This is a genomic window from Pseudomonas sp. 2FE (assembly GCF_005503735.1).
Classification (GTDB): domain Bacteria; phylum Pseudomonadota; class Gammaproteobacteria; order Pseudomonadales; family Pseudomonadaceae; genus Aquipseudomonas.
Genome location: NZ_SCMO01000002.1, coordinates 1 through 11,620, shown reverse-complemented (window position 1 = coordinate 11,620; position 11,620 = coordinate 1). Strand labels below are relative to the sequence as shown.

General features: G+C 65.2%; 10 protein-coding genes. 2 read left to right on the top strand and 8 right to left on the bottom strand.

Translation table 11 applies throughout. The features are described 5' to 3' along the window. Positions 1 to 5 precede the first annotated feature (5 nt). Positions 6 to 614, top strand: coding sequence for a glutathione transferase GstA (gene gstA, locus FFS12_RS05190; protein WP_137885858.1), 609 nt, complete (start codon positions 6 to 8; stop codon positions 612 to 614). Between the two features lie 89 nt (positions 615 to 703). Here the strand turns inward: gstA and fusA are convergent, their stop codons facing one another. Together fusA and FFS12_RS05180 are read right to left on the bottom strand one after the other, a co-directional pair. Then, positions 704 to 2,749, bottom strand: coding sequence for an elongation factor G (fusA, locus tag FFS12_RS05185; protein WP_137885857.1), 2,046 nt, complete (start codon positions 2,747 to 2,749; stop codon positions 704 to 706). A gap of 424 nt (positions 2,750 to 3,173) precedes the next feature. Further along, positions 3,174 to 3,713, bottom strand: a complete 540-nt coding sequence (locus tag FFS12_RS05180; protein WP_137885856.1) for a hypothetical protein — start codon at positions 3,711 to 3,713, stop codon at positions 3,174 to 3,176. Positions 3,714 to 3,869: 156 nt separating this feature from the next. Between FFS12_RS05180 and FFS12_RS05175 the strand changes: the two genes are divergently transcribed. Continuing rightward, on the top strand, positions 3,870 to 4,448 hold the full coding sequence (locus FFS12_RS05175) for a c-type cytochrome (RefSeq protein ID WP_137885855.1): 579 nt from the start codon (positions 3,870 to 3,872) through the stop codon (positions 4,446 to 4,448). Between the two features lie 52 nt (positions 4,449 to 4,500). Here the strand turns inward: FFS12_RS05175 and FFS12_RS05170 are convergent, their stop codons facing one another. From FFS12_RS05170 to FFS12_RS05145, 6 genes are all read right to left on the bottom strand, one after another. Then, on the bottom strand, positions 4,501 to 4,794 hold the full coding sequence (locus FFS12_RS05170) for a hypothetical protein (protein ID WP_137885854.1): 294 nt from the start codon (positions 4,792 to 4,794) through the stop codon (positions 4,501 to 4,503). Positions 4,795 to 5,008: 214 nt separating this feature from the next. Further along, entirely contained in the window at positions 5,009 to 5,791 is a 783-nt protein-coding gene (locus FFS12_RS05165) for an N-acyl homoserine lactonase family protein (protein WP_137885853.1), read from the bottom strand. Positions 5,792 to 6,287: 496 nt separating this feature from the next. Further along, the gene (locus FFS12_RS05160) at positions 6,288 to 7,745 is read right to left on the bottom strand and encodes a multicopper oxidase domain-containing protein (RefSeq protein WP_137885852.1); all 1,458 of its coding nucleotides are present in this window, start codon (positions 7,743 to 7,745) and stop codon (positions 6,288 to 6,290) included. A 283-nt stretch (positions 7,746 to 8,028) separates the two neighbouring features. Beyond that, positions 8,029 to 9,072, bottom strand: a complete 1,044-nt coding sequence (locus FFS12_RS05155; RefSeq protein WP_137885851.1) for a low specificity L-threonine aldolase — start codon at positions 9,070 to 9,072, stop codon at positions 8,029 to 8,031. 247 nt (positions 9,073 to 9,319) lie between these two features. Beyond that, positions 9,320 to 9,970 (bottom strand): SCO family protein, encoded by a 651-nt coding sequence (locus tag FFS12_RS05150; protein ID WP_137885850.1) that lies wholly within the window; start codon positions 9,968 to 9,970, stop codon positions 9,320 to 9,322. Between the two features lie 40 nt (positions 9,971 to 10,010). Continuing rightward, positions 10,011 to 11,618: a multicopper oxidase family protein gene (locus tag FFS12_RS05145; RefSeq protein WP_137885849.1), complete on the bottom strand. Its 1,608-nt coding sequence runs from the start codon at positions 11,616 to 11,618 to the stop codon at positions 10,011 to 10,013. Between the last annotated feature and the right edge of the window lie 2 nt (positions 11,619 to 11,620).

The following is an 11,620-nucleotide window of genomic DNA, read 5'->3' as shown; positions in this document are numbered from 1 at the left end:
TAGCCATGAAACTTTACTACTCACCCGGTGCCTGCTCGCTCGCCCCCCATATCGTCCTGCATGAATCCGGCTTGCCCTTCAGCCTGGAGCGGGTCGACCTCGCTACGCACAAGACCGAGACCGGTGCCGACTACTACGGCATCAACCCCAAGGGTTACGTGCCCACGTTGGAGCTGGACAACGGTGAGCGGCTCACCGAGGGCCCGGTCATCACCCAGTACATCAGCGACAAGGCCGGCAATACCGAGCTGATGCCGGCCGCCGGGAGCCTGGCGCGCTATCGGGTGATGGAGTGGCAGAGCTACCTCAACTCGGAGATGCACCAAGCCTTTGCGCCGCTGTTCAACCCGAGCTTCGACGCGGCGAGCAAGGCGATCTTCGCCAGCCGCCTGCAAAAGAAATTCAGCTGGATCTCCACGCAGTTGCGCGGCAAGCCGTACCTGACCGGCGCCAGCTTCACCGCCGCGGATGCCTACCTGTTCGTCCTGGCGGGATGGGCGCCGTATCTCCAGCTCGAGCTGCCGAACACCGAGGAACTGCAAGGCTACCTGCAACGGATAGCCGCCCGGCCGGCGGTGCAGAAAGCCATGAAGACCGAAGGCTTGCTGGGCTGAGCCGGCCCAACGGTCTGGCCCCAGCGCACTGCAAGGGCTGGGGCTAGAGCACTTTTGTAAAGACCCTGGGCTTGGCCCCCGGTGGCGACTCAATCCTCCTCCTGCACGGCTTTATAACCGGCCGCCAGGCGCTGTTGCACCTCCTGCGGCACGGCGCTGTAGTGGCTCAGCACCAGGCTGTAGGCCCCCTGACCGGCGGTGATGGACTTGAGCCGGCCGCCATAGCCGTCCAGTTCGGCCAACGGCACCTGGCCGCGGATCAGCGCCATGCTCTGCGACAGGGTCTCGGTGCCGGCCACCTGGCCGCGGCGGCCGATCAGGTCGGTGGTGATGTCGCCGAGCTTGGCTTCGGGGGTGGTGATCTCGATGGCGACGATGGGCTCCAGCACTATGCAGCCCGCCGCACGCAAGGCATCCAGCATGGCCTTGCGCCCGGCTGCCTGGAAGGCGATGTCCTTGGAGTCGACCGAGTGGCTCTTGCCGTCGTGGACCGTCACCTTCACATCCTCGACCGGATAGCCGGCCAGGGGCCCGGTGGCCAGCATCGAGCGCACGCCTTTTTCCACCGAGGGGATGAACTGCCCCGGGATCACGCCGCCCTTCACCGCGTCGACGAACTCGAAGCCGCTGCCGCGCGGCAGCGGCTCGACGCGCAGGAAGACTTCGCCGAACTGGCCGGCGCCGCCGGTCTGCTTCTTGTGCCGGCTATGGCCCTCGGCCGCCTGGGTGATGGTTTCGCGGTAGGGCACGCGCGGCGGCTGGGTCTGCACCTCGAGCTTGTAGGTGCCGGCCAGGCGATCGAGCAGGTAGCGCAGGTGCAGCTCGCCCATGCCGCGCAGCACCGTCTCCTGGGTGGTCGGGTGGTAATCGAGCTTCACGCAGGGGTCTTCGGCCAACAGCCGGTGCAGCACTTCGGAGATCCGCTGCTCGTCGCCGCGCCGCTTGGCCTCGATGGCCAGCCCCTGCATCGGGGCGGGGAAGGCGAGCGGCTTGAGGTGGATACTGTCCTCGTCATGGGAGTCGTGCAGCACGGCGTCGAACTCGATCTCGTCGACCTTGCTCACGGCGCCGAAGTCGCCGGGAATCAGCCGCGTCACCTCGTCATAGCGCTTGCCCTGCAGGCGCAGCAGGTGGCCGACCTTGAACGGCTTCTTGCCATCGCCGATGAACAGCTGCATGTCGCGCTGCAGCGTGCCCTGGTGCACGCGGAACACGCCGAGCTTGCCGACGAAAGGGTCCATCACCACCTTGAACACATGGGCCAGTACGTGGCGCTGCGGGTCGGGTGCGGAGCGGAAGGGCTTCGCCGCAGCGCCTTCGCCCTTGAAGAACAGCGGTGGGTTGCCTTCGAGCGGATTGGGCGCGAGCCGCGCCAGGATCTCGAGCAGCTCGCTCACGCCGGCGCCGCTGCGCCCCGAGACGAAGCACAGCGGAATCAGATGGCCCTCGCGCAGCGCCCGCTCGAAGGGCGCATGCAGTTCCTCCGGGCTGATCTCGCCCTGCTCCAGGTAGCGCGCCATCAGCTCTTCGTCGACCTCGACCACCTGGTCCACCAGCGCCTGGTGCGCCTCGGCCACCGACGAGAAGTCCGCCTCGCCGGCCGGGTTGAAAAAGCAGTCGACCACCCGGTTGCCGCCAGCGCTGGGCAGGTTGAGCGGCAGCACCTCCTTGCCGAACATCTCGCGCAGGTCGGCGACCAGCGCCGGCAGGTCGATCCGCTCGGCATCGATCTTGTTGACCACCAGGATCCGGCACAGCCCGCGCTCGCGCGTCGCGTGCATCATCCGTTGGGTGGTCAGTTCGATGCCGGTCTGCGCGTTGACCACCACCAGCGCGGTTTCCACCGCCGCCAACGCGGGGAGCGCATGGCCGATGAAATCGGGGAAGCCGGGGCTGTCGATCAGGTTGATCTCGGCGCCGGCGTGGCTGAAATGCACCAACGAGGCCGACAGCGAGTGGCGGTATTCGCGCTCCAGCGGGTCGAAGTCGCAGACCGTGTCGCCACGCTCCAGCGTGCCCGCCACGGGGATGGCGCCGCTGCGCTGGAGCAGCGCCTCGGCCAGGGTCGTCTTGCCGCTGTCGCCGTGGCCGACCAGGGCAACAGTGCGAATGTTTTCGACCGAGTAGTTCGCCATGACGACCTCCGCGCGCTGAGTGTTTGCAGTATAGGCAGGCACCGGAGGGCTGTTGGTAGACACGGAGCGTCTTGGGCTGGATGCCCACGCAGAGCGAGGGAAGGATCAAAATCCCCTTGAGCAAAATTCAACCAGATGGCCGAGGCCCGCGGCTGGCGGCGGCTGCAGCCACCTATCCACAGCTTGTATACGCTTCGCTGAACGGCTTCTGTGTGCAACCTGAAAGTTAAGCTACTGAAATTGTTCAGAAAACACTCAGAAGCTCGCAACCCTTGCCAGGCGTGCTCTGGAGCGGGGGCTGTACAGCTTATCCACAGCTTGGTCCACCGAGTTCGGGGGTAAGTGGGGGGCCGCAACGGAGCATCTTGGGCTGCGCTCCCACGCAGAGAGTGGGCACGAGCAAAGGGCTGTGCCGGCTCGACGATCAGAAGCGGCGGCGGGCGTTCATTTCCTGGTGCAGCACCTGCGTCGTCCAGTCATCGCGCGACTCCACATGCCGCCAGTGGAACGAGTCCGGGGTGATGTCGGAGAAGATCCAGCGCGACACGCTCCCCGGCATGAAGGCGCCCTCCAGGACGATCTCGTTACCCACCGGCCGGGCGATAAAGGGCTTCACGTAGCCTTTGCAGGGGCCGATCCAGGTCGAGCGCCAGGCGCCGAGCTCCAGGTCGAAGAAGCGCAGCGTCGCGCCATAGTCGCCCAACTCATCGCCGGACTGCCGGCGCATGCCCCGGCGCGGGGCGATCCAGACATCCTCAATCGCGCGCCCTTCCAGCACCCAGCCGAAATGCCACTCGGCCTCCATGACGCGGCGACTGCCATCGGACAGGTAATTGATGACCTCGACATCCCAACTGCCGACGAATTGGCCGAACAGCTTGAGTTTGCCGGCCAGCCCGGGATGCGGTCCGTCCGCGTGAAGCGCTTCCAGCATCGCAGGTAGTTTTGTCTCGTGGCTCCTCATGCTGTTCCTCTTTGCACAAACGACTGGCAGAACTCAGGGAGCAGGGCGCTTGGTCTTTAATCAAACAGTAGCGTTTGCCCCGGCCGGATGCTTCTGCCCTTAAGCATAGCCATTGGCAAAGCCGCCCCGCCCTGATCGCCAGAGGCCCATGTCGTCATGAAACAGCCCCTTTGCCGAGTGCTGGTCATCCAACTGTCCATGCTGCTCGCCGCTGCCGTGAGCGTTCAGGCCGCCGAGGTGACTTACGCGGATGTCGCGCCGATCTTCGCGTTGCGTTGCAGCAAGTGCCATTCGGCCTCTGGGCTGATGGGGGCGGCGCCGGAGGGTTATGAGCTGAGCTCATACCAGGCGACCCTCTCCAGTGCCAAGCGGGTGGCGGTGGTGCCGGGTTTTGCCGAGGCCAGCGAGCTGGTGCGGCGCATTCGCGGCGATGCGGTGCCGCGCATGCCTTACGACGGGCCGCCCTATCTGAACGACGAGGACATCGCCTTGATCGTCGCATGGATCAACCAGGGCGCGCGGGATGCGGATGGCCAGCCGGCGCGCGTGCCGAGCGGTGGGCGCGTGCGCCTGCACGGCATCCTGCGTGAGGGCTGGAAGCTGGATTCGTTGAGCCTCGGCGTCAACGCCGAGACCCGGATCGACAAGTCCCCCGGGGTGGGCGACTACGTGGAAGTTCGAGGTCGCCTGGGGTCGGGCGGAGCGGTGATCGCCGAGCGCATCCGGCCGCGCTGAATGCGTGGCGCAGGCCGGTAAACGGGCCCCGAACTGCGCTATGAGCCGGTGGTTATTTGACCAGGTTCATGCGTTTGTTGGTGAACACGCAGATGACGCCGGCCTTGTTGTACATGATCTGGTGGTTAAAGTCGCAATAGGCCGCCGCCACACTGAGGGGCAGTTGCTCGTTGTTCCATTGCTCAGGCTTGAACCAGGCCAGTTGTCCGTCCTTGCACCGCTCGGCTTGCGCATCGGTGCTGTAGGTACAGAGGTACGCCTGGTCGACTTCGGACTTTTGCCCGAAGCAGCCCGCCAGGGCAAGGGCGCCGGCGCCGATCAACAGGAAATTCGCGATTTTTTGCATGCTTGCTCCGTAGCCTGATTCAGGCCGTTAACGATCAGATTGTGCGGTTATCGACCCTGCGGCCTTCGTCGAGCATGAGTGCTATAGGCTCGCGGACGTCGGCCGGCAGGGACGCGCTGCCTGGTGGTCGCCGCCAGAATCGCGGACCGAATGCAGACCACGGCGCCGGCCAGCAGTTCAGGCGGCTATTCGCTGTGCCGCTCGACAGCCGGCCTCAGTCCCGCCACAGCGGGAAGCGCGGCAGGCTCTGGTAGAAGGCCATATCGTGGTTGGGCCAGAGTTGCGCGTCTTCGTCGCGCGCCAGGGTGTTGAGTTTGCGGATGCTGGCGAGGGCCAGCGCTTCATTGTCTTGCCAGCAGTAACCGGGGGCGATTTCCTCGGTCAGATTCTCGCTGAGGTCGGCGGCGTCGCCGCACAGGATCACCGGCCGGCCTTTCGGCAGCTCGATAAACAGCGACATGTGCCCGGCGGTGTGGCCGGGGCTGGCGATGGCTTGGACGCCTGGGGCGACCGTGTATTCGCCGGTTTGCAGGCGCCATTGGTCGGCATGGGTCAGTTCGTCGGCAAACACGCCCTCATCCAGGCCGGTGCGCGCGGCCGCCAGCTCGTCGGCGTGCAGGTGCACCTCGCAGCCCGGCAAGTCGCAGATGCCGCCGGCGTGGTCGAAGTGCAGGTGGCCGATGAAGACCACATCGATATCCGCGGGCGTCAGCCCCAGTTGCCCCAGGTAGCGGGGTATGCGTTGTTCTTCATGCATGGTGGGTGGATCGAACTGGGGGCGCATCGGCTCGAAGTAGCGTTTACTCAGGCTGGGATCGGCCACCTTGCGGTAGTCGCAGCCGACGTCGTAGAGAATGCGGCCGTTGGGCGTCTCGATCAGGTAGGCGAGGATCGGCGCTTGAATGAACTGCCCTTGGCCGCGCCCGCGGGTGGACACGCTCTTCTCATACCGGTGGGTGCCCGTCAGCAGGGGCCAGAGCTTGAGAGCACGAGACATGGTGAACTCCTCGCGACACGGAGCCTACCGAAGCTGCTGGCTTCATCGGCTGCAGATGACAGTGGCGAACGACGCCGCCGAGGGGCTGGCGATAGCGGCCTGTGTGGTTAGTTCCATTAGTTAACTTCGGCGCCTGAAGCCGCGATCCAGCGTTGCAACTCCTCACCGTAGCCCTGCTACGACTCGTCATTGCGCCTTGCCTCGCGACTCCCGGCATCCGAATTTAAGTTAACGAACTAACCGTACAGGCCACTGGTTCGCTGTGGTTGCACTTCCGTCAGGCGGGAAATGCAAAGATAAAGTATAGGTCGGCATGGTTCGGGCGCAGGCTGGGTCGACAGCTGCCGCTCTGATACGAGCGGCAGCTGGATTGGGTATCTCTAAATTGAGTGCCGCTGGATTGGGCCTTAGCCGGCGGTCATCAGCTGGCGAATAGCCGCACGCGCTCTGCTGCGGTAGCCCCGAACAGATAAAGCCCGCGCCGCCGCCACGCCGGTCAGTGTCCCGGTGCGGTTTGCGCGCTGCCCGTGGGCTGTGCGTCGAGCCAATGGAAGTACTCGAGGTACTGCTGGATCTGCACGTCGCTCAGATTCTGGTTCGGCATCGGCAGGTTGCCGTATTCCTTCAGCATGGCCTTGGCGTCCGAATCGGTTTCGAGCATTTGCTCCGGCGCCTTGAGCCAGCGCGCCAGCCAGGCGTCGCTGCGCCGCGTGGTCACGCCGGCGAGGTCGGGCCCGAGTTTGCGGCCGCCGCCGACCGAGTGGCAGGCGAGGCACTTGCTCTCGAAGTCGAGCTTGCCCTGCACGGCCTCCGGGTCGCTCGGGGCGGCCGAGGCCGGCAGGTTGTGATGTTCGAGGTCCTTGGTCGCGAACTTGGCGTCCGTGGAGATGAGCCCGATAGCGCCCTGCGCGGCATTGGCGAAGTGGTGGTCGACCAGAATGTAAGAGCCGGCTTCGGGGATCATGAACTCCACCGTGGCGCTGTTGGATGAGCCGAGCAATACCGTTTGCATGCCGCGCAACTGGTTGTCCGGGTTGCCCTCGAGCCAGACCCGATCGAAGATCGTGCCGACGACGTGGAAGCTCGAGGTCTTACTCGGGCCGACGTTGAGCACGTAGAGGCGCACGCGCTCGCCGGGTTTCGCCACCAGCGGCTGCTTGAGCATGCCGTTGTGCACCCCGTTGAACACCGTGTGGGTCGGCTGGGCGGCGCGCAGCCGCTCGCCGTCCAGCACGTAGAGCGGCGCGCCATCCACCTCACGCTGGCCGGGGTCCGGCTGGGCATAGAACTCGCTTTGCACTATCACGTACTCGCGGTCCGCTTGGGTGGGATAGCCGGCGCGCGGCTCGACGATCAGCGCGCCGTACATGCCCGAGGCGATGTGCTCGAGGATCATCGGCGTGCCGCAGTGGTACATGAAGATCCCCGGATAGTTGAGGGTGAACTCGAACTCGATGGTCTGCCCCGGGGCGATCGAACGGTACTTGTCCTGCGGCGAGACCATGGCGGCGTGGAAGTCCATCGAGTGCATCATCGGCGCCGCCGCGACTTGCGCGGCGGGCAGCGGCTCGTCGCTGCGGTTGGTCATGCTGAATCTGAGCTTGTCGCCGACGCGCGCGCGGATCGTCGGGCCCGGCACCTGATCGCCGAAGGTCCAGGCGCTGAAGGTCACGCCGGGGGCGATCTCGATGAGCTTGTGAGTGGCGTCGAGCCGCACCGTCTTCACCGGCGCCGGGTCCAGCGGCTCGAGCACGGCGCCCAGGCTGAGGGCGTCGCCCACGGCGAAGGCGCCGGCATGACGCTCGCCGCCGAGTTTCGCCGGGGCGGGCTTGAGGTCCATCCGGCGCTGGTCGTAGGGGTCGGCCGGCGGCGCTGGGCCTTGCTCGCAGCCGGCGAGCAGCAGTGCGGCGGCGAGCGCATAGACGAGACCCGCGAGTGGGCGAGAGAGAGTCATAAACTGTCCTCCTGGCTCGCACGAAGTGACCGTGCGAGCATCAAGCGCCAAGCGGTTGAGTTCAACCCTAGGCGCCTGGTCCAAGCCCGACATTGATCTGGGTCAAGCCGTGCGGACTTTTATCCGGCCGTGCAGTAGTCGGCTCTGCTCTCGCTCGGGCCTGCGCCGAACAGCCGCCGGCATGCGCGCGCATGCCGGGGCCCTGGGCTCGATGCGGCGGGCGTTGGGCATGGCGCCGCACCGGTTGGCGCGCGCTCTGCTGGCGAGGGGCGGGGGCGGGGGGTCAAGCCGCCCCCATCACCTGGCGAATATCCTTGGCCAACTCCCGCACGCGCTCTTCTGCGGTATCCCACGAACACATAAAGCGCGCGCCGCCGGCACCGATGAAGGTGTAGAAGCGCCAGCCGTGCTCGCGCAGGGCCTCGATCGCGGGTTCCGACATCTGCAGGAACACGCCGTTGGCCTCGACCGGGAACATCAGGCTGACGCCAGGGATGTCGCTGACCAGCTCGGCGAGCAGGCGCGCGCAGTGGTTGGCGTGGTTGGCGTAATACAGCCAGGCGTCGTCCTGCAGCAGGCCGACCCAGGGGGCGGAGAGGAAGCGCATCTTCGAGGCCAGCTGGCCGGCCTGTTTGCAGCGGTAGTCGAAGTCTTCGGCCAGGTCCTTGTTGAAGAACAGGATGGCATCACCGACGGCCATGCCGTTCTTGGTGCCGCCGAAGCAGAGCACGTCGACGCCGGCTTTCCAGGTCAGCTCCGCCGGCGCTACGCCGAGGAAGGCGCAGGCGTTGGAGAAGCGCGCGCCGTCCATGTGCAGGTTGAGGCCGAGTTCGCGGCAGGTGGCGCTGATGGCGCGGATCTCGTCCGGGCGGTAGACGCTGCCGACCTCGGTGGCCTGGGTGAGGGTGACTACCCGCGGCTTGGGGTAGTGGATGTCCTGACGCTTGAGGGCGATCTCGCGGATCGCCGCAGGCGTCAGCTTGCCGTTCTCGGTGCGCGCGGTGAGCAGTTTGGAGCCATTGGAGAAGAACTCCGGGGCGCCGCATTCGTCGGTCTCGACGTGGGCGGTCTCGGAGCAGATGACGCTGTGGTAGCTCTGGCACAGCGCCGACAGCGCCAGCGAGTTGGCGGCGGTGCCGTTGAAGGCGAAGAACACCTCACAGTCGGTTTCAAACAGGCGGCGAAAGTGATCGGCGGCGCGGGCGGTCCACTGGTCGTCGCCGTAGGCCCGTTCGTGGCCCTGGTTGGCTTGCGCCATGGCGGCCCAGGCTTCCGGGCAGATGCCGGAGTAGTTGTCGCTGGCGAATTGCTGCGTGTTGTCGGTCATCTGGCGCGTTCCTGTCGGCGGCTATTTGGCTCACTTTAGCGGGATTGTTTCGCGCCGGGGCGGTTGTCTGCTCGGGTTTTTTGCAGGGGCTTTGGGTTATCGAGATTGGGGCTTGCACGCGTGGCCACGACTGACTCTGGCCGCGCAAGCGGGAACATGACCTGGGGATACCTGCTCACCGGGCCACTGGCGGCAACATTGTTGCCGGGTGCAGCAGACGGCGCTCGCTGCTGTTTAGTCCGACAGCCTAAGCCGCGCTCGCCATCTCCGCACTGATCCCGGTGAGCACTACGGCTTTGTCCACATGATTGATAGTGGCCAGGATCTGCTCGGGGTCAGCCAGCGCGGGCGCCATGGTCCAACGCTGGTCGGCATCGTTGCCGATGCGCAGAATGCCGGAATGGTTCGCCTTATTGCCGTCGACCAGAGGGTTGATATCGTAGAAGCCGAGACTAAAGCGCAGTTGCTCGATGTCGGCCGGCGCGCCGGTCAAGAACCACCAGCCCGGGCCAACGTGATGCTGCTCGGTATAGGTCTTGAGGATCTGCGGCGTGTCCAGCTCCGGCTGCAAGGTGATCGAGTACATGAAGACGTCGCGGCCGACGCGCTCGCCCAACAGTTTCTGCACCTGCCGCAGGTTGGCCGTCACGATCGGGCAAATCCCTGTGCAGGAGGCATACATCATGTTGATGGCGACCACCTTGCCGCGGATCAGATCATCGTAGAACCTGACGGCTTTGCCTTCGTGGGTATAGAGCCTCAGGTTGGGGAAATAGCTGGCACCCGTCGTGTCAGCGCCCGCCGGCCGTGCTTCTACCAAGCCGGTGTCGGCGCGCCAGGCGACGACGCCGAGCGCGGCCGCACCCAAGCCGACTAAGAGATTTCTGCGAGTGTTCATCTGCAATCCTCCAGTCCTGTGCGCGTTGCTGCCGCCCCACTTAGCCGCCGGGGCCCTGGTTGCCGCTTTGCTCGACTATGTCCCAGCGCAGCATCATCGCGTGATCCTCGTGGATCAGGTTGTGACAGTGCATGGGGTACTTGCCGAGGAAATCGCGGAAGCGCAGGAGCACCCGCACGGTCTCGAACTCGTGGAGTACAAAGACGTCCTTGCGCCCCCGTTCGTGCAACGGCACCGGTATGTTCTTGCCATTCACTATCCTGTTGAGGATGCGCCCCTCTTCGAAGTGGATGTGGATCGGGTGTTCCCAGCCATCCTCGGGATTGACCAGTTCCCACACCTCGGCGTTGCCTTGGGGGATCTGCGCGCGCGGGGATTGCACGTTGACCACCTTCTCGTTGATCGTCCACACCCCGCCACTGCGGGCGAACTCCCAGCGGCGCACCCGCGCGGCGGCTATTTCGGCGAGATTGAGTGGCGGCAGCGGGCGCAGCGTAGCCGGCACCTGGCTCAGGTCCTGCTCCGGCGGGTTGCGGTCGACGATGAATTTGAGGATGCGTGGGCCTTCATCCTTGATGTCTTTAGGTCCGCGGGTCTTTTCCTGCCGCATGCGGTTGATCAGATAGAGTTCGGTGCCGATCGGGTAGCGGGAAAAGTCCACCACTATGTCGGCGCGTTCCGCCACGGCAAAGATGACCAGGGTCTGGTTCAGCAGCGGGGCCGGCAACAGGTTGCCGTCGTTGGCGATGTAGGTGAAGGTCTGCCGCACGTTGCTCGACGTCACCAGGGACAGGCCATAGAAACGGCTGGGCCCGGCATCGAGCAGGCGGAAACGGTACTTGCGCGCCGCCACCCTGAGCACCGGTTCGATCTTGCCGTTGACGGTCACCTTGTCGCCCAAAACACCCTCGGGACTGACCTGATCCCAGAACAGCATGCCGTTGGCGTCGAAGCGTCGATCGCCAAAGCCCAGCGGGTAATCGTAGGGATGGCTCGGCAGCCGAAGGGCGCCGGGGCTTGGATCGCGCTCGTCGCCCGAGTCGAGCGGGTCGAAGATGAAGTAGAAGCCGAACAAGCCGCGCACTAGGTTCGGCGCGGTGAAGTCCAGGGTGTGGTCGTGATACCACAGCGTGCCCAAGGCCTCGTTCGGATCGCCGATGTGGTTTTGCAGCTGGTCATAGCCGGCATAGATGTTGGGGTAGAAGTGGTCTTTAAACTCCCCTGCCCCATTCCTTGGCCCTGAACGATCCACGGTCGGCCCGGCTTTGTTCGGGCTGTAGTAGTCGCCCGGGAAGCCATCGCTCTCTGACGGCGTATGCAAATTGTGCAGGTGGGTGGTGATCTCGGGCGAGGCAAAACCGACATGATTCTGCGGCAGTCGATTGTGTATGCGGCAGATGATTGGCCGCCCATAGCGGGCGAAGAACGTCGGGCCCGGAGTGGTCGCACCGGGCGTGGTGCCTTCGTAACCCCAGATGCGCTGCGGCGGATAGGCCGGATGGAACACCCAATCGGGGTTTTCCTTGGCCTTCAGCTCGAACAGCAGCGGCGCTCCGAGCACTCCGGTGAGCTCGGCGAAACGTTGGTGCGGCGCTCGTCCCGCTTCACCGGCTGCGATATTCGGCTCCACGCTGGGGCTCGGGCTCAGGG

Bases quoted from the DNA above. Each gene is read 5' to 3' on its own strand.
- fusA (WP_137885857.1), bottom strand. From the start codon at position 2,749: ATGGCGAACTACTCGGTCGAAAACATTCGCACTGTTGCCCTGGTCGGC.
- FFS12_RS05165 (WP_137885853.1), bottom strand. From the start codon at position 5,791: ATGTCTCGTGCTCTCAAGCTCTGGCCCCTGCTGACGGGCACCCACCGG.
- FFS12_RS05180 (WP_137885856.1), bottom strand. From the start codon at position 3,713: ATGAGGAGCCACGAGACAAAACTACCTGCGATGCTGGAAGCGCTTCAC.
- FFS12_RS05170 (WP_137885854.1), bottom strand. From the start codon at position 4,794: ATGCAAAAAATCGCGAATTTCCTGTTGATCGGCGCCGGCGCCCTTGCC.
- FFS12_RS05175 (WP_137885855.1), top strand. From the start codon at position 3,870: ATGAAACAGCCCCTTTGCCGAGTGCTGGTCATCCAACTGTCCATGCTG.
- FFS12_RS05155 (WP_137885851.1), bottom strand. From the start codon at position 9,072: ATGACCGACAACACGCAGCAATTCGCCAGCGACAACTACTCCGGCATC.
- gstA (WP_137885858.1), top strand. From the start codon at position 6: ATGAAACTTTACTACTCACCCGGTGCCTGCTCGCTCGCCCCCCATATC.
- FFS12_RS05160 (WP_137885852.1), bottom strand. From the start codon at position 7,745: ATGACTCTCTCTCGCCCACTCGCGGGTCTCGTCTATGCGCTCGCCGCC.
- FFS12_RS05150 (WP_137885850.1), bottom strand. From the start codon at position 9,970: ATGAACACTCGCAGAAATCTCTTAGTCGGCTTGGGTGCGGCCGCGCTC.